At 70.8% G+C, this 19,999-nt stretch carries 17 protein-coding genes; 15 read left to right on the plus strand and 2 right to left on the minus strand.

All coding sequences use genetic code 11. The annotated features are described in order from the left end of the window. Positions 1-3: 3 nt before the first annotated feature. The 13 genes from ACHMXE_RS18505 (at position 4) to ACHMXE_RS18565 (ending at position 15,279) form a co-directional block, all read left to right on the plus strand. Positions 4-1,248: an efflux RND transporter periplasmic adaptor subunit gene (locus ACHMXE_RS18505; RefSeq protein ID WP_395350546.1), complete on the plus strand. Its 1,245-nt coding sequence runs from the start codon at positions 4-6 to the stop codon at positions 1,246-1,248. Continuing rightward, positions 1,245-4,415 (plus strand): efflux RND transporter permease subunit, encoded by a 3,171-nt coding sequence (locus ACHMXE_RS18510; RefSeq protein WP_395350548.1) that lies wholly within the window; start codon positions 1,245-1,247, stop codon positions 4,413-4,415. The genes ACHMXE_RS18505 and ACHMXE_RS18510 overlap by 4 nt, the downstream gene beginning before the upstream one ends. 137 nt (positions 4,416-4,552) lie before the next feature. Then, the gene (locus ACHMXE_RS18515; protein WP_057597212.1) at positions 4,553-5,239 is read left to right on the plus strand and encodes a heavy metal response regulator transcription factor; all 687 of its coding nucleotides are present in this window, start codon (positions 4,553-4,555) and stop codon (positions 5,237-5,239) included. Then, positions 5,236-6,576 carry a heavy metal sensor histidine kinase gene (locus ACHMXE_RS18520; RefSeq protein WP_395350550.1) on the plus strand — a complete coding sequence of 447 codons (1,341 nt, stop codon included), beginning with the start codon at positions 5,236-5,238 and terminating at the stop codon, positions 6,574-6,576. The genes ACHMXE_RS18515 and ACHMXE_RS18520 overlap by 4 nt, the downstream gene beginning before the upstream one ends. Positions 6,577-6,766: 190 nt before the next feature. Further along, positions 6,767-7,705, plus strand: coding sequence for a DedA family protein/thiosulfate sulfurtransferase GlpE (locus ACHMXE_RS18525; protein WP_093340688.1), 939 nt, complete (start codon positions 6,767-6,769; stop codon positions 7,703-7,705). Positions 7,706-7,745: 40 nt separating this feature from the next. Then, positions 7,746-8,687, plus strand: coding sequence for a phosphotransferase family protein (locus ACHMXE_RS18530; protein ID WP_395350552.1), 942 nt, complete (start codon positions 7,746-7,748; stop codon positions 8,685-8,687). A 30-nt stretch (positions 8,688-8,717) separates the two neighbouring features. After that, positions 8,718-10,106, plus strand: coding sequence for a cache domain-containing protein (locus tag ACHMXE_RS18535; protein WP_395350554.1), 1,389 nt, complete (start codon positions 8,718-8,720; stop codon positions 10,104-10,106). A gap of 14 nt (positions 10,107-10,120) precedes the next feature. Beyond that, positions 10,121-10,774 (plus strand): response regulator transcription factor, encoded by a 654-nt coding sequence (locus tag ACHMXE_RS18540; RefSeq protein ID WP_203202435.1) that lies wholly within the window; start codon positions 10,121-10,123, stop codon positions 10,772-10,774. A gap of 287 nt (positions 10,775-11,061) precedes the next feature. Next, positions 11,062-11,379 carry an HU family DNA-binding protein gene (locus tag ACHMXE_RS18545; protein WP_203206313.1) on the plus strand — a complete coding sequence of 106 codons (318 nt, stop codon included), beginning with the start codon at positions 11,062-11,064 and terminating at the stop codon, positions 11,377-11,379. 235 nt (positions 11,380-11,614) lie between these two features. Next, a complete protein-coding gene (locus ACHMXE_RS18550) occupies positions 11,615-12,073 on the plus strand; it encodes a C40 family peptidase (protein WP_209544216.1) in 459 nt (152 codons plus the stop codon). Between the two features lie 118 nt (positions 12,074-12,191). Beyond that, positions 12,192-14,270, plus strand: coding sequence for a carbon starvation CstA family protein (locus tag ACHMXE_RS18555; RefSeq protein ID WP_203202433.1), 2,079 nt, complete (start codon positions 12,192-12,194; stop codon positions 14,268-14,270). Positions 14,271-14,284: 14 nt separating this feature from the next. Next, on the plus strand, positions 14,285-14,515 hold the full coding sequence (locus tag ACHMXE_RS18560) for a YbdD/YjiX family protein (RefSeq protein ID WP_057597219.1): 231 nt from the start codon (positions 14,285-14,287) through the stop codon (positions 14,513-14,515). A gap of 65 nt (positions 14,516-14,580) precedes the next feature. Beyond that, positions 14,581-15,279: an SIR2 family NAD-dependent protein deacylase gene (locus ACHMXE_RS18565; RefSeq protein WP_395350558.1), complete on the plus strand. Its 699-nt coding sequence runs from the start codon at positions 14,581-14,583 to the stop codon at positions 15,277-15,279. 443 nt (positions 15,280-15,722) lie between these two features. Here ACHMXE_RS18565 and ACHMXE_RS18570 read toward each other — a convergent pair whose 3' ends face one another. Then, positions 15,723-16,019 (minus strand): GNAT family N-acetyltransferase, encoded by a 297-nt coding sequence (locus tag ACHMXE_RS18570; protein ID WP_395352713.1) that lies wholly within the window; start codon positions 16,017-16,019, stop codon positions 15,723-15,725. A 20-nt stretch (positions 16,020-16,039) separates the two neighbouring features. Here ACHMXE_RS18570 and ACHMXE_RS18575 point away from each other — a divergent pair, with 20 nt between their 5' ends. Continuing rightward, entirely contained in the window at positions 16,040-16,195 is a 156-nt protein-coding gene (locus ACHMXE_RS18575; protein WP_395353110.1) for a hypothetical protein, read from the plus strand. A gap of 46 nt (positions 16,196-16,241) precedes the next feature. On the opposite strand, the gene ACHMXE_RS18580 is transcribed toward ACHMXE_RS18575, so the two are convergent. Next, entirely contained in the window at positions 16,242-17,507 is a 1,266-nt protein-coding gene (locus ACHMXE_RS18580) for a DUF1835 domain-containing protein (protein ID WP_395350560.1), read from the minus strand. Positions 17,508-17,781: 274 nt separating this feature from the next. Here ACHMXE_RS18580 and ACHMXE_RS18585 point away from each other — a divergent pair, with 274 nt between their 5' ends. Further along, positions 17,782-19,956 carry a YadA family autotransporter adhesin gene (locus ACHMXE_RS18585; protein ID WP_395350562.1) on the plus strand — a complete coding sequence of 725 codons (2,175 nt, stop codon included), beginning with the start codon at positions 17,782-17,784 and terminating at the stop codon, positions 19,954-19,956. Positions 19,957-19,999: the final 43 nt, after the last annotated feature.

Below are 19,999 nucleotides of genomic sequence, written 5' to 3' on the forward strand. Positions count from 1 at the left end.
GCCATGACGAATCCCGCTCCTTCCTCCACCGGCCCCGCCAGCGATGCCGCCGTTCCCCCCGCGCGGCGCAGTGCCGCCTGGTTCGCCGTCGCCGCCCTCGTCGCCGTGCTCGGCGGCGGCGCCTGGACCCTGGGCCGCAAGGCCTCGGCCGCCACGCCCGAGGCCAAGGTGCCGCCGGTGCTGGTGACCACCGCGCCGGTGCAGGCGCAGGACGTGCAGGTCTACCGCGGCGGCATCGGCACCGTGGCCTCGATGGCCACTGTCACCGTCAAGGCGCGCATCGACGGCCAGCTCGACAAGGTGGGCTTCGTCGAGGGCCAGGACGTGAAGGCCGGCCAGATGCTCGCGCAGCTCGATCCGCGCACCCTGCAGGCCCAGCTCGCGCAGGCCCGCGCCACCCAGTCGCGCGACCAGGCGCAGCTGGCGAACGCGCGCGCCGACCTCGCGCGCTACACCACGCTGATCGCGCAGGACGCGGCCACGAAGCAGCAGCTCGACACCCAGAAGGCGCTGGTCAGCCAGCTCGAGGCCACGGTGCAGACCGATGCCGCGCAGGTGCAGTTCGCGCAGGTGCAGCTGAGCTTCACGCGCATCGACGCGCCGATCGACGGCCGCGTGGGCGCGCGGCTGATCGACCCGGGCAACATCGTGCATGCGGCCGACGCCGGCGGGCTGGTGGTCATCAACCAGATCGACCCGATCGCGGTGCAGTTCACGCTGCCGGAGGACGCGGTGCAGGACATCAACCGGCTGCAGCCCAAGGGCGCGGCGCCGCTCTCGGTGGTGGCCTACGACCGCGCCGGCACGCAGCTGCTCGGCACGGGCAAGCTGATCCTGCTCAACAACCAGATCGATACCGCCAGCGGCACGGTGCAGCTCAAGGGCAGTTTCGCCAATCCGCAACACACGCTGTGGCCCGGCCAGTACGTCAACGTGCGGCTGCAGCTCGACCGCCGCGCGGGCGCGCTGACCGTGCCGGCCGCGGCGGTGCAGCGCAGCCAGGACGGCACCTACGTCTGGGCCGTCGATGCCGAGAACAAGGCCGCCTCGGTGCCGGTGCACGTGGTGCAGATCGCCGACGGCACGGCCGTGCTCGACCAGGGCGTGGCCGCCGGCCAGCGCGTGGTGGTCGACGGCCAGTACAAGCTGCGGCCCGGCGCCACGGTGGCCGAGAACAAGACCGCGGCCAAGCCCGCGCCCCCGGCCGCCGCGGCCGGCGGCAACAACCCGAGCGGGGTGCGCAATTGAGCATTTCCGCCGCCTTCATCAAGCGCCCGATCGGCACCACGCTGCTCGCGCTGGCCATCCTGCTGGTCGGCGCCGCGGTGTTCCCGCTGCTGCCGGTGGCGCCGCTGCCGCAGGTCGACTTCCCGACCATCCAGGTCTCGGCCAACCTGCCGGGCGCCAGTCCCGAGACCATGGCCTCGAACGTGGCGCAGCCGCTGGAGCGCCAGTTCTCGCTGATCGCGGGCCTGTCGCAGATGACCTCGACCAGCGGCCTGGGCAGCACCCAGATCACGCTGCAGTTCGACCTCGACCGCAACATCGACGCCGCCGCGCTCGACGTGCAGGCGGCCATCAACGCCTCCACCGGCCAGCTGCCGGCCAATTTGCCGAGCCCGCCGACCTTCCGCAAGGTGAACCCGGCCGACTCGCCGATCCTGATCCTGTCGGTGCAGTCGAAGACGCTGCCGCTGACCGAGGTCAACGACTACGCCGACAACATCCTCGCGCAGCAGATCTCGCAGATCTCGGGCGTGGGCCTGGTCAACATCGGCGGCGCGCAGAAGCCGGCCGTGCGCATCCAGGTCGACCCGGCCAAGCTCGCGGCGCTGGGCCTGAGCCTGGAGGACGTGCGCACCGTGCTGTCCTCGGCCACCGTCAACGCGCCCAAGGGCACGATCGACGGGCCGAACCAGAGCTTCACCGTCTACACCAACGACCAGTTGCTCAAGGCCCAGCCCTGGAACGACGTGGTGCTGGCCTACCGCAACGGCGCGCCGATCCGCGTGCGCGACCTCGGCGTGGCGGTCGACGGTCCCGAGAACGCGAAGATCGCGGGCTGGGCCTATGCCGGCGCCGCCGCGCCCGAGGGCAGCACGGTGCAGAACGGCCGCTCGATCGTGCTGGCCATCACCAAGCAGCCGGGCGCCAACGTGATCGAGACGGTGGACCGCATCAATGCCGCGCTGCCGCGGCTCAAGGCCTCGATCCCGCCGACGGTGGACGTCAACGCCATCATCGACCGCACCCAGACCATCCGCGCCTCGGTCAAGGACGTGGAGTTCACGCTGCTCTTGACCATCGCGCTGGTGGTGGCCGTGATCTTCGTGTTCCTGCGCAACGTGCCGGCCACGCTGATCCCCAGCGTGACGGTGCCGCTGGCGCTGCTGGGCACGGTGGCCGTGATGTACCTGCTGGGCTACAGCCTCGACAACCTCTCGCTGATGGCGCTGACCATCGCGGTCGGCTTCGTGGTCGACGACGCGATCGTGATGCTCGAGAACATCTACCGCTACGTCGAGGAGGGCATGGCGCCGCTCGAGGCCGCCTACAAGGGCGCGGGCGAGATCGGCTTCACCATCGTCTCGATCTCCGTCTCGCTGATCGCGGTGTTCATCCCGCTGCTGCTGATGGGCGGCATCGTCGGGCGGCTGTTCCGCGAGTTCGCCGTCACCGTCACGCTGACCATCGTGGTGAGCGTGGTGATCTCGCTCACGCTCACGCCGATGCTGTGCTCGCGCTTCCTCAAGAACGAGCATGCGCGGCGCCATGGGCGGCTGTACCTGCTGTTCGAGCGCGGCTTCGATGCCATGCTCAATGGCTACAAGCGCGGGCTGCACGTGGTGCTCGACCACCAGTTCATCACCCTGATGGTGTTCATCGCCACCGTGGTGGCCACGGGCGCGCTGTTCGTGGTGATCCCCAAGGGCTTCTTCCCGCAGCAGGACACGGGCTTCATCTCGGGCTTCGCCGAGTCGGCGCAGGACGCCTCCTTCGCCTCGATGAATGCGCGCATGCTCGAGCTGGCCGACGTGGTGCGCAAGGACCCCGACGTGACCGGCTTCGGCATGAACGGCAGCTCGTCGACCTACAACACCGGCAACTTCTTCATCAGCCTCAAGCCCAAGGACGAGGGCCGCACCGCCAATGCCGACGAGATCATCGCGCGGCTGCGCCCGCAGCTCGCGAAGGTGCAGGGCGTGAACCTGTTCCTGCAGGCCGGGCAGGACATCCGCGTGGGCGGGCGCTCCTCGCGCACCCAGTACCAGTACACGCTGACCGACTCGAACCTCGACGAGCTCAACACCTGGGCGCCGCGCCTCTTGGCCAAGCTGCGCCAGGTGCCCGAGGTGACCGACCTCGCGACCGACCAGCAGAACGCCGCCGCCTCGGCCGTGCTGACCATCGACCGCGACCGCGCCTCGAGCTTCGGCATCTCGCCGGCCGCGATCGACGCCACGCTGTACGACGCCATCGGCCAGCGCCAGGTGGCGCAGTACTTCACGCAGCTCAACAGCTACCACGTGGTGCTCGAGGTGACGCCCGCGCTGCAGCAGGACCCGGCGCTGTTCAGCAAGCTCTACCTGAGCTCGCCGATCACCGGCCAGCAGGTGCCGCTGTCGACCTTCGTGAAGGTCGACACCAGCAAGACCGCCTACCTCTCGATCAGCCACCAGGGCCAGTTCCCGGCCGTGACGATCTCGTTCAACCTCGCCTCCGGCGCCTCGCTGGGCCAGGCGGTCGACGCGATCAAGGCCGCGCAGTCCGAGATGGGCATGCCGCAGTCGCTGACCGGCGCCTTCCAGGGCACGGCCCAGGCCTTCCAGGATTCGCTGGCCTCGCAGCCCTACCTGATCGCGGCGGCGCTGGTGGCGGTCTACATCGTGCTGGGCCTGCTCTACGAGAGCTACATCCATCCGCTGACGATCCTCTCGACCCTGCCCTCGGCCGGCGTGGGGGCGCTGCTGATCCTGATGGCGGGCGGCTACGACCTCAGCGTGATCGCGCTGATCGGCATCATCCTGCTGATCGGCATCGTCAAGAAGAACGGGATCATGATGATCGACTTCGCGCTCAAGGCCGAGCGCGAGCAGGGCATGAAGCCGCACGAGGCGATCTACCAGGCCTGCCTGCTGCGCTTCCGCCCGATCATGATGACCACCATGTGCGCGCTGCTCTCGGGCCTGCCGCTGATGCTGGGCCACGGCTCGGGCTCCGAACTGCGCCGGCCGCTGGGCTACGCGATGGTCGGCGGGCTGGTACTCTCGCAGGCGCTCACGCTGTTCACCACGCCGGTGGTCTATCTCTACCTGGACCGCGCCCACTACTGGTACCTGCGCCGCAAGGAAGCGCGCATGGCCCGCAAGGCGGCCAAGGCCGGGCAGGCGCCCTCGCAGGCGCAGGCGCATTGAGCACGGGCAAGGGAGCCGATGTTTCCCCAACCGTTCGGGCTGAGCTTGTCGAAGCCGTTGCCGCGCCGGCACTTCGACAGGCTCAGTGCGAACGGATCGTGGATGATCCCGTCGAAGAACGAAGCAGCAGCCACGCCATGAAGATCCTGATCGTCGAAGACGAGTTGAGAACCGCCGACTACCTCTCGAAGGGGCTGACGGAGCAGGGCTGCGCGGTCGACATGGCGCACAACGGCATCGACGGCCAGCACCTGGCGCTCACCCACGACTACGACGTGATCGTGCTCGACGTGATGCTGCCGGGCCAGGACGGCTTCTCGGTGCTGCGCGGGCTGCGCGCGGTGAAGCAGACGCCAGTGATCATGCTGACCGCGCGCGACCGCGTGGAGGACCGCGTCAAGGGACTGCACGAGGGCGCCGACGACTACCTGGTCAAGCCCTTCTCGTTCCTCGAGCTGCTGGCGCGGCTGCAGGCGCTGAACCGGCGCGGCCGCAAGCAGGAGCCGATGCAGCTGCGCATCGCCGACCTGCAGATCGACCTGCTCGCGCGCAAGGCCTTCCGCGGCGCCACCCGCATCGACCTCACGGCCAAGGAGTTCGCGCTGCTCGCGGTGCTGGCGCGGCGCCAGGGCGAGATCCTCTCGAAGACCGCCATCGCCGAGCTGGTGTGGGACATGAACTTCGACAGCAACACCAACGTGGTCGAGGTCGCGATCAAGCGGCTGCGCGACAAGATCGACGTGCCTTTCTCGCCCAAGCTGCTGCACACCATCCGCGGCATGGGCTACGTGATGGAGCTGCGCGAGGACGGCGCCACGCCATGAAGCGCTCGATCGCCGCGCGGCTGGTGCTGATGTTCGCGGCGGCGGCGCTCGCCACCTTCGCGCTGATCGGCGCGGCGTTGCAGGGCGTGCTGCTGCGCGAGCTCGAGCGCCACCAGTACGAGGAGCTCGACACCACGGTCAAGAGCCTGCAGTTCTGGATCCAGGCCATCGGCACGCCCGAGCGCTGGTCGCGCGTGCAGGCGCGCATGGACGCGCTGACGCCCGAGGACGGCAGCACCCGGTTCTGGGTGCTCAGCGACGATCCGCGCTTCCAGTACGGCAAGGGCATGGCCGAGATCGACGCGCTCACGCGCGAGACCGGCCGCAGCCTGCTGCTGCCCGGCGAGGAGAAGCCCTACCGCACGCTGTCGGCCCACATCCCGCCGTTCGAGCAGCGCCCGGCGGTGCGGCTGATCGTCGGCAAGAACACCGAGCCCTATGCGCGCACGCGCCGCACCTTCCTCACGGCGCTGGTGTCGCTGGGCCTGGGCGCGGTGCTGGTGGTGGCGGCCGCCGGCTACTGGATCGCGCGCGTCGGCTTGCGCCCGCTCGACCAGCTCTCGCGCGAGGCGCAGGCGCTGCGGCCCAAGATGCGCTCGCAGCGGCTGCGCTCGGATGCACTGCCGGTCGAGCTGTCGGGGCTGGCCGAGGCCTTCAACGGCGCGCTGGCGCGGCTCGAGGAGGCCTACGGCCAGCTCGAGGCCTTCAATGCCGACGTGGCGCACGAGCTGCGCACGCCGCTGGCCAACCTGATCGGCAGCACCCAGGTCGCGCTCTCGCGCCAGCGCAGCGCGCCGCAGTTCGAGGAGGTGCTGCAGGCCAACCTCGAGGACCTGGAGCGGCTGCGCTCGATCGTCAACGACATGCTGTTCCTCGCGCGTGCCGACCGCGGCGAGGTCGCCACCGGCCTGGTGCTGACGCCGGTGGCGCAGGAGGTGCGCAAGACCATCGAGTTCTTCGAGTTCGTGCTCGAGGAGAGCGGCGTGCAGGTCGAGATCGAGGGCGACGTGCGGGCCGAGGCCCAGCTCGAGACCGCGCTGTTCCGCCGCGCCATGTCGAACCTGCTGCAGAACGCGATCGAGCATTCGCCGCCGGGCGCGCGCATCGCGGTGCGGCTGCGCGAGACGCCCGCGGCGACCTGGATCGGCGTGTCGAACCCCGGCGCGCCCATCGCCGAGGCGCACCTGCAGCACCTGTTCGACCGCTTCTACCGCGTCGATGCCGCGCGCAACGACGGCGGCGAGCACCATGGCCACGGGCTCGGGCTGGCGATCGTGCGGGCCGTGGCCAGCATGCACGTGGCGGGCAGGTCGCCGCGGCCAGCGCGGACGGCGTGAATACCTTCGAATTCAGCGTCGCCAGGCAGGCGGCCTGAACCCGTCGCGCGGGGGCGGGCCATGACCCCCGAACGCGCCGCAACCCGCATGGCCAATGGCCTCCCGGCGACAGGCCCTTGCGCCATGCCGCAGAATCCATGCCGCCCATGACCACGTTCGCACCCTCTTTCGCCATCACGGAGCCGTTGCCATGGCACAGCTGATGTCGCTCTTGGTGCAGAACGCGATCCTGGTGGTGTTCGCCGCCAGCTTCGCCGCCCGCCTGGGCCTGCCGGTGCCGGCGGCCGCGGTGCTGGTGGTGACCGGCGCGCTGCTCGCGGCCGGCGACATCTCGCTGGCCGGCGTGGTGCTCGCGGCGGTGGCGGCCAACCTGCTGGGCGACGGTGCCTGGTTCTACGCCGGGCGGCGCTTCGGCTACCGCTTCATGCGCCTGCTGTGCCGGATCTCGCTGGCGCCCGACTCCTGCGTGCGCCGCGGCGAATCGCTGATCGGCGACTGGGGCGGCCTGTCGCTGGTGGCCGCCAAGTTCGTGCCGGGCGTGTCGGTGGTGGCGCCGCCGATGGCGGGCGCGCTCGGCATGTCGGTGCCGCGCTTCATCGGCTTCGACATCGGCGCCGCGCTGATCTGGACCGGCCTGTTCCTCGGCCTGGGCTGGGGCTTCCGCAACCAGATCCAGGACGTGCTCGCGGTGATGGCGCAGGCTGGCGGCATCGCCACCATGGCGCTGGGCGCGCTGCTGGTGGTGTTCCTGGTGGTGCGCTGGTGGCGCCGCCGCGCCTTCATGCGGCTGACCGGCATGCCGCGCATCTCGGTCGACGAGCTGCACGAGATGCTCGCGGGCGACGAGCCGCCGCTGGTGATCGACGTGCGCGGCGCGGCCGGCCAGCAGGTCGATCCGCGCCGCATCCCGGGCGCGCTGTCGTACACGCTCAAGGCGCTGCAGCAGCGCGGCCTCGACCTGTCGGCCGCGGCCGGGCGCGACGTGGTGCTGTACTGCAACTGCCCCAACGAGGTGTCGGCCGCGCAGGCCGCGCGCGTGCTGCTCGCACGTGGCGCGCGGCGCGCGCTGCCGCTGACCGGCGGGCTCGATGCCTGGGTGGCCTCGGGCCGCCCGACCTCGCCGCACTGACCCCGATGCGCGTCGGGCGCGTGCCATGACCAGGACCCGCGTGCCCGCACCCTCCATCGTCGCCGCGCTCGAGCACGCGCTGGGTCCGGTCCATGGCTTCGTGCCGCTGGCCGAGGGCGAGGACTCGCAGGCCTTCGCCTTTCGCGCCGAGGGCCTGGGCAGCGCGGCCCAGGCCGAGCACGTGGTGCGCATCCACCGCTCGCGCGAAGGCTTCGACAAGGACGACTTCGCCGCGCGCCGCTTCGCGCGGCCCGGGTTGCCCGTGCCCGCGGTCACGGCCATCGGCCGCGTCGAGGACCTGTCCTTCGAGCAGAGCTTCGAGGGGCCGTTCTTCGGCAAGCCCTTCTACTGCGTGTCGCGCCGCCTGCCGGGCAGCACGCTGCAGGACCTGCCGCTGGACCTCATGGGGCCGTTGGCCGCGCCGCTCGCGCGCACGCTCGAGGAGCTGGCCGCCAGCGACCTCGCGGGCACCACCGGCTTCGGCCGCTTCGACGCCAACGGCACCGGCGCGCATGCGAGCTGGCGCGCTTTCCTCGAGGCGGTTGCCGAGCGCGACTGGAGCGCGGCGCGGCTCGACGCGCAGGCCATGCAGGGGGTCGAGCGGCAGCTGGCGATCGTGCGCGACCTCTCGCCGTCCTGTCCCGAGCTGCGCCAGCTGGTGCATGGCGACTTCGGCTCGAACAACGTGCTGACCGACGGCCGCGAGATCACCGGCGTCATCGACTGGTCGGAGGCGCTGTTCGGCGATCCGCTCTACGACGTGGCCAACCTCTTCTTCTGGCGCCCCTGGCTCGCCTGCATGGAGGTGCAGGCGCGCCACTTCGAACGGACCCTGCCGGCCGACGCCAGCATGGCCGCGCGGCTGCGCTGCTACCAGCTCCACATCGGCCTGCGGCAGATCCACGACTGCGCGCTCGCGGGCGAGGCCGAGGACCTGCTCTGGGCGCTCGAGCGCAACGCCCGGATCGCCGACCAGGCCTGAGTCGGGGCGGTGGTAGTCTTCGCGCCCGACATGAACCTGCGTACCAAGATCGTGGCCCTGGCCGTCGCACCGCTGCTGGTGGCGCTGGTGCTGGTCGCGCTCGCCGTGCGGCACCAGGAGCACGACCTCGCGCAGCGCGAGCGCGCGCTGATCGAGCAGAGCTACATGACCCAGCGGCGCAACGAGCTGCGCAGCTATGTCGACCTCGCGATCAGCATCGTCAAGCCGCTGTACGACGCCGGCCAGGACGACGAGGCCACGCGCGCCGAGGCGCTGCGCCGGCTGGCCGCGCTCGACTACGGCGACGACGGCTACTTCTTCGTCTACGACCTGCAGGGCCGCTCGCTGATGCATTCGCGCCAGCCCGACCTCGTGGGCCAGGACCTCTGGGGGCTCCAGGATTCCAGCGGCCGCTTCACGATCCAGGACCTGATCGCGCGCGCGAAGGAGGGCGGCGGCTACGTCGAGTACGAATGGCGCAAGCCCTCGAGCACGCAGCGCGCGCCCAAGCTCGGCTACGTGGTCGCGCTGCCGCGCTGGAACTGGATGGTCGGCACCGGCCTGTACCTCGACGACATGGAAGCCACCGTGCAGTCGCTCGACCGCCAGATCAGCGCCAACGTCACGACCACCCTGCTGTGGATCGCCGGCATCGCCGCGCTGTGCCTGGGCGTGGTCAGCGCCGGTGGCCTGCTGCTCAACCTCAGCGAGCACCGCGTGGCCGAGGCCAAGCTGCGCCTGCTCGCGCGCCGCGTGGTGCAGTCGCAGGAGGAGGAGCGCGGCCATCTCGCGCGCGAATTGCACGACGGCACCAGCCAGACCCTGGTGTCGGCCAAGCTGCTGATCGAGTCGGCGGTCGACGCGCTCGACCGCGCGCAACATCCCGCGCCGCCCGCGCTGGGCAAGGCGCTGCAGCGGCTCAACGATTCGCTGACCGAGGTGCGCCGCATCTCGCACCGGCTGCGCCCCGCGCTGCTCGACACGCTGGGCCTGCCGGCCGCGCTCGAGCGGCTGGTCGACGAGTTCGGCGAGGAGGGCCAGGGCACGACCGCCGCCTCGCTGATGGTCGAGGGCGAGCCCTTCGAACTCTCGCAGGAAGTGAAGACCGCGCTGTTCCGCACCACGCAGGAGGCGCTGACCAACGTGCGCAAGCATGCGCTCGCGCACGAGGTCCACATCGCGCTGGCCTTCGGCGAGCGCGAGGTGCGGCTCGAGGTCGGCGACGACGGCATCGGCTTCGACGTCGATGCGGTGCAGCTCGACCCGCGGCGCGGCATCGGCCTGCGCAACATGCGCGAGCGCGTGGCCTCGATCGACGGGCAGCTCGTGGTGCACTCGGGCAGCGGGCGCACGCGCATCGTCGCGATCGTGCCCGCCGCGGCCGCGCGCGCCGTGCCACCCCTTTCCCCTTCCACCTGACGAACGCCCCGACGATGACGACCGCCAAGGCCCGCACCCCGCCGCCGATCCGCATCTTCCTGGTGGACGACCATCCGCTGGTGCGCGACGGCCTGCGCGCGCGGCTCGGCGCGCTGCCCGGGCTGGAGATCGCGGGCGAGGCCGGCAGCGCGGCCGAGGCGCTCGCGCAGATGGACGGCGTGCGGCCCGACCTGCTGCTGGTCGACATCGGCATGAAGGACATGAACGGCATCGAGCTCGCCGCGCTGCTGCTCGCGCGCGAGCCCGCGCCGCACGTGGTGATGCTCAGCATGTACGACAACCCCGAGTACGTGCAGCGCGCGCTGCAGGCCGGCGCGCACGGCTACGTGCTGAAGGATGCGCCGGCGTCCGAGATCGTCGCGGCGATCGAGGCCGTGTCCGCGGGCGGTACCTTTCTGAGCCCGGCCGTGTCGAAGAAGCTGTTCCGCAACCAGACCCCGCGCCCGCTGCTCACGCCGCGCGAGAGCGAGATCCTCGCGGCGCTGGGCCGCGGCGAGTCGAGCAAGCAGATCGCGCGCGACCTCGGCCTGAGCGTGCGCACGGTCGAGGCGCACCGCCAGAGCATCAAGCGGCGGCTCGGGATCGAGGGGCAGGCCGAGCTGATCAAGTATGCGGTGGAGCATGCGCGGGAATTCGAGCGGCGCTGAACGCACCGCAAAAGTTCCCGTCGGCACGCAGTTGGCGCGAACTTCGGGGTTTCCGAACGAAACGGACGTAAACGAATGAGCGCCGGCCGCGCGCCGACCTCGCAAGCCGCGTCCGCATGAGGTAGAACCGCAGCCTCGCCGCGCGGGGATGGATCGCTCCGGACCCGTGCATCGTTCACGCTGCCTCGCTTTCGCGTGCGTGCCGGCCGAAGGCCGGCGTAGCGCCCGTTAAATTCGAGCCGGTGCGTTTCCGCCGCTTCGCCGCGCGGGGGCGTCACCGAACCGTCATCCCAACCCACAAGGAATCACTCGTTTTGAACAAGACCGACCTCATTGCCGCCATCGCCAACGACACCAGCCTGAGCAAGGCCGACGCCGCGCGCGCCCTCGACGCCGCCCTCGACAACCTCTCGCGCGCGCTCGCCGGCGGCGACACGGTGCAACTGATCGGCTTCGGCACCTTCGCGGTGACCAGCCGTCCCGAGCGCACGGGCCGCAACCCGTCGACGGGCGAACCCCTGACCATCAAGGCCAGCAAGGCTCCCAAGTTCACCGCCGGCAAGGCGCTGAAGGACGTGGTGAACGGCGCGGCACCGCAGGCCTGATCCCGTGCTCCGCGGCGCGCGACCTTCGCGCGCTGCACCGCAGCCCTCCGCGGGCCCGCGCATCCGATGCGCGTGGAACGCGGAGGGTTTGCTTTTGGCGCGCGGGCATTCGCGCTGAGAGTGCGCGCACGTCCACAAGACCCACCCCTCGACATGCAAGACGCCCACGCGCACCACCCCCGGCCACCGCATCCCGAAGCAACCGCATCGCTTCCTTGCCGCCGGAGTTTGCGCGGTGGCGATCCTGGCCGCGGGCTGCGCGAGCCGGCCGCCGTCGACCTCCTCGCCATCGATTCCCACGGTGCGCAGCTCGCCGCTGAGCGACGAGCAGTCGAACAGCATCGCGATCCATGCGCTCGGGCTGGTCGGCACGCCGTACCGCTACGGCGGCAACACGCCCGACGGCGGCTTCGACTGCAGCGGCCTGATCGGCTACGTCTACCGCGAGAGCGTGGGCCAGGCCGCGCCGCGCACCGTGGCGCGCATGGCCTCGTTCGGCCAGGGCGTGCCCACCGCGGAGATGCGCACCGGCGACCTCGTGATCTTCGGCGCGGGCACGCCCACGCATGCGGGCATCTACGTGGGCGCCAACCGCTTCGTGCATGCGCCCTCGACCGGCGGCGAGGTCCGGCTCGACCGGCTCGACGGCATCTACTGGTCGCGCCAGCCGGTGCAGGTCCGCCGGCCGGGCTAGGCCTTCGGGTTTTCCATTACGCAAAGCCACGCGCCCCGTCCGCGCGGTGCGACGGATGGCAGCGCGCGCGCGTCCGGCAAGACTCCTCGGGGTTCGACAAATCCGAGGAGACAACTGCATGCAGAGCATCCGCCGCCACCTGGTGTGGCTCGTCATCGCGGTGTTCGGCGCGTTCGCGCTGGGCACCGTGGCCCTGAGTCGTGGGGAAACGATCAACGCGATCTGGGTGGTCGCCGCCGCGATCTGCACCTACCTGATCGCCTACCGCTACTACAGCCTGTTCATCGCCGACAAGGTGCTGGGCCTGGACGGCAATCGCAAGACGCCGGCGCACCGCCACAACGACGGCCTGGACTACGTGCCGACCGACAAGAACGTGCTGTTCGGCCACCACTTCGCGGCCATCGCGGGCGCGGGCCCGCTGGTGGGCCCGGTGCTGGCGGCGCAGATGGGCTATCTGCCCGGGCTGCTGTGGGTGCTCGCGGGCGTGGTGTTCGCGGGCGCGGTGCAGGACTTCATCGTGCTGTTCATCTCCACGCGCCGCGACGGCCGTTCGCTCGGCGACCTGGTCAAGCAGGAGATGGGCGTGGTGCCCGGCATGATCGCGCTGTTCGGCACCTTCATGATCATGATCATCATCCTCGCGGTGCTGGCGCTGATCGTGGTGAAGGCGCTGGCCGAATCGCCGTGGGGCACCTTCACGGTGGCCGCGACGATTCCCGTGGCGGTCTTCATGGGCCTCTACCTGCGCTACATCCGCCCGGGCCGCATCGGCGAGGTGTCGATCATCGGCTTCGTGCTGCTGATGCTCGCGATCTTCGGCGGCCAGTGGGTGAGCCAGGACCCGGTCTGGGGCCCGGCCTTCACCTTCGACGGCAAGGCGCTGACCTGGATGCTCGTGGGCTACGGCTTCGTCGCCGCGAGCCTGCCGGTGTGGCTGCTGCTCGCGCCGCGCGACTACCTGTCGACCTTCCTGAAGATCGGCACCATCATCGCGCTGGCGATCGGCATCGTGGTCGTGGCGCCCACGCTGCAGATGCCCGCGGTGACGCAGTTCGCGCAGGGCAACGGCCCGGTGTGGTCGGGCAACCTGTTCCCGTTCCTGTTCATCACCATCGCCTGCGGCGCGGTGTCGGGCTTCCATGCGCTGATCTCCTCGGGCACCACGCCCAAGATGCTCGACAACGAGCGCCATGCGCGCTTCATCGGCTACGGCGGCATGCTGGCCGAGTCCTTCGTCGCCGTGATGGCGCTGGTGGCGGCCTCGTGCATCGAGCCTGGCATCTACTTCGCGATGAACAGCCCCGGTGCGCTGATCGGCACCACGGTGCAGCAGGCGGCGCAGACCATTTCGGGCTGGGGCTTCGTGGTCACGCCCGAGATGCTGGTGCAGACCGCCAAGGACGTGGGCGAGACCACCATCCTGGGCCGCGCCGGCGGCGCGCCCACGCTCGCGGTCGGCATGGCGCACATCCTGCACCAGGTGATCGGCGGCCAGGCCATGATGGCCTTCTGGTACCACTTCGCGATTTTGTTCGAGGCGCTCTTCATCCTCACGGCGGTCGATGCCGGCACGCGCGCGGGCCGCTTCATGCTGCAGGACCTGCTGGGCAGCTTCGTGCCCGCGCTCAAGCGCACCGACTCGCTGCCGGCCAACCTGGTCGCGACCGCGCTGTGCGTGGCGGCCTGGGGCTACTTCCTCTACCAGGGCGTGGTCGATCCGCTGGGCGGCATCAACACGCTGTGGCCGCTGTTCGGCATCTCGAACCAGATGCTGGCCGCGGTGGCGCTGCTGCTCGGCGTGGTGGTGCTGTTCCGCATGAAGCGCGAGCGCTATGCCTGGGTGGCGGCGGCGCCGGCCGTGTGGCTTTTGGCCTGCACGCTGACAGCGGGCTGGCAGAAGATCTTCTCGAGCGATCCGAAGATCGGCTTCCTCTCGCATGCGGCGAAGTACAGCGAAGGCCTGGCCAACGGCGTGCTGGTGGCTCCGGCCAAGACCACGGCGGCGATGGAGCGCATCGTCTTCAACGACCGGCTCGATGCGGCGCTGTGCGCGCTCTTCATGTTCGTGGTGCTCAGCGTGCTGGTCTACAGCATCAAGGCCTGCCTCGCGGCGCGCGCGGCCAACCGGCCGACCGCGCACGAGACGCCGTTCGAGCCGATGGGCGGCGCGGTCGCGGCGCGCGGTGCGCACTGAAGCCGGAGCGCGGGATGCAGGTCGATGAAGCGTCCGCCGCGGGCCGCGGCCTCGCGGACACCGGGCGCTACATCGCGCGCTCGATCCGGCAGTCGCTGCGGCTGATGGTCGGCATGCCCGACTACGACGTCTACCTGAGCCACATGGCGGCCACGCATCCCGACCGGCCGCCGATGAGCTACGAGGCCTTCTTCCGCGAGCGGCTCGAGGCGCGCTACGGCGCGGGCAAGGGGCGCTGCTGCTGACGGGCTCGGCGAGAATGGGCTGCTGACGATCACCACGCCTCCGAAGGGAGGCGTTTTTTTCATTCATGCAAGAACAGTTGGAGACGGCAATCGGCCTGCTGAACGCAAGCCGGCGCGTCGTCGTTTTTTCCGGCGCGGGGCTGTCGCGCGCCTCGGGCATCCCGACCTACCGGGACGCCGATGGGCTGTGGATGTGGCAGAACGCGATCCAGTTCTCGCATGCGGAGGACCTGGCGCGCGATCCGGCGGGCTTCACGAAGTTCTGGGGGCAGCGGCTGGCCGTGATCGAGGAGGCTGTTCCGAATCCGGGTCATCGGGCGCTGGCTGCGTTGCAGCGGTTGCGGCCGGCGACGCGGCTGGTCACGCAGAACGTGGACGGGCTGCTGACGCAGGCGGGGTGTGTCGACGTGCTGGAGCTGCATGGGAATCTGCGGCGGTGGCGCTGCGATCGGTGCGGGAATCGGCATGGGCCGTGGCCCTTTCATCGCTGCCTGCGGTGTGGGGGGCATGCGCGGCCGGATGTGGTGATGTTTGGGGAGATGCTGAATCCGGGGGTGTTGATGGATGCGCAGGAGGCTTCTGTCGAGTGCGATCTGTTCTTGCTCGTGGGGAGTACGGCTGTGGTTTATCCGGCGGCGGATTTGCCTGTGTTGGCGATGGGGCGGGGGGCTGCTTTGATCACGCTGAATCTCGAGCCTGTTGGGCATCTGGATGATCGGGCGCGTGTCGTGTTGAGGGGGCTTCGGAAGTCTTGTTGCCGTTGATGGTGGAGGGGTTGAAGGGGGGGTGAGATTGCAGGCCGGGACTCGCCCCGGCGGGCGACTCACTTTTCTTGTCTCGCCAAGAAAAGTAAGCAAAAGAAGGCGACCCCACTGTCTGCGTCCCTCCGCTTCGCTACGGGCAACCTGCGGTGCTCGCGTTTCGCGGGGTCTCGCAGAACTCGCTTCGCTCAAACAGCTGCGAGCCCTGATCCGCGAAACGCTGCGCTCCTCGGCGCAGCCAGAGGGGGGTGATTCGGGCCTTTGCTTCGCTCGGCCTTGGAATGCTGGTCGGGCCATTGCTTCGCTCGGCCTTGCAATGTCGCTCGGGCCATCGCTTCGCTCGGCCTTGTGTTTGTCTTGTCCCCTCTCCCTCTGGGAGAGGGCTAGGATGAGGGCTCCGGGCCTCGCAACTGGACCGAGCCTGCCCATCGCCGCATTCGCGCGGCCTACGACGCCGCAGGAAACCGGTGGTACATGAAGTACTTCCCATCCTGCTCCCACCCCTGCCGCCCATAGAGCTGCTGCGCCGACACGTTGTCGCGCGCGACATTCAGCGAAATGCGCGCAGCCCCCAGCGACCACGCATACGACTCGACAGCCGCAAGCAGGCGCGAGCCGACACCCTTGCGGCGCCCCGCCGCGGCGACGAACAGGTCATTGAGGATGAACACACGCGTGAGCGAGACCGACGAGAAGATCGGGTAGAGCTGCGCGAAGCCGACGGCACCGTCCCGTCGTGGCAGAGGAACACCACCGACTCCCCATGGTCGAGACGCTCGCGCAGAAAGGCGCGCGAGGCGGGCAGGTCGCCGGGCTGGCCCTGGAACTGGCGGTACTGGTCGAACAGCGCGGCCAGTGCATCGAGGTCGGCCATCACGGCCTGGCGGACGGAGATCGTGGTCATGGGGCTGTCGGATGAGATGAAGCGCGCAGGGTAGCAAAGCACCCCGCGCGCTGCGACGGACTCAGCGAGGCTCGACGCGCCAGACAGGGCGCAGTGCATCGTCGATCGCCCAGTGCGCCTTGCGGGGCTCGATGCGCACGCCACCGATCCAGCGCTCGTGGCTCGCATGGTCGATCCAGTACGTCTCGCCCGCGAGCACGCGCCGGCCCAGCGTCGTGAGTTCGAGCGGGCGCTGGGGCCAGTCGCGCTGTGCATCGGATTCCACGACCAGCGGATCGGCCGCGTCGATCAAGGGACGCACGAGCGCGTGGAACATCAGGTCGCCGAGAAAGGGCAGCGGTTCGCGGTGCTCGTTGAGTTCCGCGTAGACCTGGCCGAACGCAAGCCAGCCGTGCTCGTCGATGGTCCGCAGCACCAGGCGCTCGGTCAGCGAGAGGCCGTCGCGCAGCGCGGGCAGCTCCTGCAACTGCCGCCGCAACGCGGGCGCGAGGAAGGGCAGGGCGGGCGTCTCGCCGTGCGCGATGTCGGCCCAGCCCTCGGGCGATGAGGATCTGTAGGCGTGCCATGCATTGCGCGCGAGTTCGAGCGCGGGCGCATCGATGGGCCTGCGACGCGGCCACAGCCAGGCCAGCACCGCGGGTGCGAGCTGGCCGATGCCGATGAAGCGGTCGACGCCGGGCACGCGATCGATCTCGATCAGCTCGAGCTTCGCGGGCAGGCGCTCGAGCCGCGCGAGCACGGCGATCAGGAACAGCTGGTCGTAAGCATCGGCTTCGCACCAGAGCACGGCGCGGCTTGCATCGGGCAGGCGCGCGAGCGCTTCGTGTTCGCCGCGCATGCGGCCGCGTGCATCGTCGAGCGGCAGGTCGAAGGCTTCGGCGACGAAGGCGCTGCGCGTCTCGATGAAGGTGGCCTCGGGCTGCTCGGGCACGGGGCCCATGCACAGCGGGTCGGCGAACATGTGGAAGGCGCCGCGGAAGCCGGCGAGCTGCAGGGTGTGGGCGATGTCGTTGCCGCAGCGCCAGTGCTGGGTGCCGGCTTCGTCGTCGGCCACGAAGCCCGGGTGCGCCGCGGCGAAGTCGACCGCGTCGACATGGGCCTTGAGCTGGGGCCAGCTCGCGAAGCCGAGCTCGCGCGCGATCAGCCATTGGGCGTCGGCCAGCCGTGGCGCCGCAGCGTTCCGGCGCGAAAGAAGAAACGGTGGCACGAGGGCGCTGCCATCGGCGAGTCGTTCGAGCAGTTCCTTGGCGCGCTTGCGCTGCTGCTCGAGGTTGATGTGGCCGCTGCGGGCCGAGGCGCGATGGGTGTCGCGAGGGGTGTTGGACATACGAACTCCAGTGTCGGCCGTGTCCGCTGTCTGGCCGGGAGTCGCATGGGCATGCGTTGGGGGATGAAACCTGGGCGCAGCCCTTTCCGCGGACGGGAGGCGTGGAAGACGCCGGCGCCGATTCTAGGAGCGATTTACTTGTTTTCGGGGATGGCTGCACGAGGGCGGCGACGACACACTCCGTTGCGTTTTTCAACGCACCAGAGACACCATGCAAGCACGCCTTCTCGCCTCGCGCACCCTTCCTCGCTCCGTTCCGAGGGGCCGGTCCTCCATGCTCCGCCTGCTGCGCGCCGTGCCGCTCGCGGCACTGCTCGTGGCCGGCGGGAGCTTCGCCGCGGGCTTCAGCGGCGGCGGTGTCGGCGATGGCGGCGCCGGCGATTCGGGCGGCTCGGGCGGCGGCGGCGGGGCGGCGGCGCAGGCTGCCGGCGGTGCAACGGCGATCGGCGGCGGTGGCAACGGCGGCAATGCGAGTTCGGGCGCGACCGGCGGCGCTGGCGGTGCGGGCGCGAGCGCCACTGCCGCGGGAGGCTCCGCGATCGGCGCGGGCGGGCGCGGCGGCGACGCCAACTCGGTCGGAAGGGGGGGATCGGGTGGTGTGGGCGCGAGCGCAACCGGTGGCAATGCCACGGCCATCGGCGCCGGAGGCAACGGCGGCCAGGGCGAGGCGGGCGGAGCGGGTGGTGCGGGCGGCAAGGGGGCCGCCGCAGCCGGCAGCGGGGCGATCGCATTGGGTGCGGGTGGCACGGGTGCCGATGGGTGCTGCGGCGGTACCGCGCCATCGGGCGGCAATGGCGCGCAAGCCTCCGCCACGGGCGCGATCGCACTCGGCAGCGCCGACGGCACGCGCTCGGGCGCGGTCGCATCGGGCGCTGCGAGCACCGCGATCGGCGGCGCGGGCAATGGATCGGCCGGTGCCTCGGCCCAGGCCGCGGGCAGCGTGGCGCTGGGCAGCGGCAGCCAGGTGGCGAGCGGCGCGACCGGCAGCGTGGCGATCGGCGCGAACTCGGTCGCGACCGCTGCCAACACCGTCTCGTTCGGATCGGCCGGGCAGACGCGCGGACTCGTCAACGTCAGCATGGGCGCGGTGACGGCCACCAGCACCGATGCGGTCAACGGCAGCCAGCTCTATGGCGTGCAGCAGACGGCGAACGGTGCGTCGGCGGCGGCCAGTGCCGCGCAGACCACGGCCAATGCCGCATCGACGGCGGCGACCAACGCCCAGGGCACGGCCACCGCGGCACAGACGGCGGCCGCCGCCGCGCAATCCACGGCCAATGCCGCATCGACGGCGGCGACCACGGCGCAAGGCACGGCCACGGCGGCACAGACTGCGGCCGCTGCCGCGCAGGCCACGGGCACGGCCGCGCAGGCCGCCGCCGCCGCGGCACAGACCACGGCCAATGCCGCGCAGACGACGGCCACGGCGGCCCAGGGCGCGGCCGCGACCGCGCAGACCACCGCCAACGCGGCCCAGACCGCCGCGAACACCGCGCAGGGCACCGCCAATTCGGCGCTGGGCCTGGCACAGAACTCGGCGCAGTACGGCGCGGGCGGCACCTCGCTGCAGCTCAATGCCAATGGCGGCGCGGGCACCACCATCGCCAACGTCGCGGCGGGCCAGAGCGCGACCGACGCGGCCAATGTCGGCCAGCTGCAGCAGGCGCAGCAGGGCGCGGTCAGCTCGGCGAACAACTTCACGGTGCAACAGGTCACGGCGCTGCAGGCGCTGATGAACCAGGCGCTGGCCAGCGGCGTGTGCTCGATGAACGGCTCGGGCGCGGTGGCCTGCGGCAGCGGCTCGGTGTCCAGCGGCGCCGGCAGCACCTCGATGGGCACGAACGCGCAGGCGCTCGGCGAGGACACGACCGCCATCGGCAACGGCGCGCGCGCCGAGCACAAAGGTTCGGTGGCGATCGGCGCGGGCGCACGGGCGCTGGCCGATCCCACCACCGCGGTCGGCAACAACGCGGTGGCGACGGGCAACAACGCGGTCGCGCTCGGCGCCAACACGCTGGCCTCGGGCAGCAACTCGGTGGCGCTGGGCCAGGGCTCGGTGGCCGACCGCGACAACACGGTGTCGGTGGGCAATGCCGCCACCGGCCAGCTGCGCGCGATCGCCAACGTGGCGCCGGGCCTGCTGGGCACCGACGCCGTCAACGTCAACCAGCTGCAGCAGGCCGTGAGCGGCGCGGTGCAGCAGTCCAATGCCTTCGCCGCGCGCGGCGTGGCGGCCTCGCTCGCGATGCCGGCGATGCCGGCGCTCGCCGCCGGCAGGAAGTGGATGGGCGCGGCCGTGGGCAACTACGCGGGCGCGTCGGCGATCGGCTTCGCCTTCGGCTACCAGGTGAGCGAGAACCTCAACCTCGGGCTCGGCGTGTCGACCGCCACCAGCGGCGGCAGCGGCAGCCACATCGCGACGCGGGTGCAGGCGGGCTACGCCTGGTGAGGGCGGGCGGCCGCGCGGCCGCTTCGCATCGTGCCGGACATGG

The sequence above is a fragment of the Variovorax sp. UC122_21 genome, from assembly GCF_044056785.1.
GTDB lineage: Bacteria > Pseudomonadota > Gammaproteobacteria > Burkholderiales > Burkholderiaceae_C > Variovorax.

Excerpts from the sequence above, each read along its gene's own strand:
- ACHMXE_RS18580 (WP_395350560.1), bottom strand. The coding sequence starts at position 17,507 with ATGTCCAACACCCCTCGCGACACCCATCGCGCCTCGGCCCGCAGCGGC.
- ACHMXE_RS18520 (WP_395350550.1), top strand. The coding sequence starts at position 5,236 with ATGAAGCGCTCGATCGCCGCGCGGCTGGTGCTGATGTTCGCGGCGGCG.
- ACHMXE_RS18575 (WP_395353110.1), top strand. The coding sequence starts at position 16,040 with ATGGTCGAGACGCTCGCGCAGAAAGGCGCGCGAGGCGGGCAGGTCGCC.
- ACHMXE_RS18555 (WP_203202433.1), top strand. The coding sequence starts at position 12,192 with ATGCAGAGCATCCGCCGCCACCTGGTGTGGCTCGTCATCGCGGTGTTC.
- ACHMXE_RS18505 (WP_395350546.1), top strand. The coding sequence starts at position 4 with ATGACGAATCCCGCTCCTTCCTCCACCGGCCCCGCCAGCGATGCCGCC.
- ACHMXE_RS18535 (WP_395350554.1), top strand. The coding sequence starts at position 8,718 with ATGAACCTGCGTACCAAGATCGTGGCCCTGGCCGTCGCACCGCTGCTG.
- ACHMXE_RS18585 (WP_395350562.1), top strand. The coding sequence starts at position 17,782 with ATGCTCCGCCTGCTGCGCGCCGTGCCGCTCGCGGCACTGCTCGTGGCC.
- ACHMXE_RS18560 (WP_057597219.1), top strand. The coding sequence starts at position 14,285 with ATGCAGGTCGATGAAGCGTCCGCCGCGGGCCGCGGCCTCGCGGACACC.
- ACHMXE_RS18515 (WP_057597212.1), top strand. The coding sequence starts at position 4,553 with ATGAAGATCCTGATCGTCGAAGACGAGTTGAGAACCGCCGACTACCTC.
- ACHMXE_RS18565 (WP_395350558.1), top strand. The coding sequence starts at position 14,581 with ATGCAAGAACAGTTGGAGACGGCAATCGGCCTGCTGAACGCAAGCCGG.
- ACHMXE_RS18540 (WP_203202435.1), top strand. The coding sequence starts at position 10,121 with ATGACGACCGCCAAGGCCCGCACCCCGCCGCCGATCCGCATCTTCCTG.
- ACHMXE_RS18525 (WP_093340688.1), top strand. The coding sequence starts at position 6,767 with ATGGCACAGCTGATGTCGCTCTTGGTGCAGAACGCGATCCTGGTGGTG.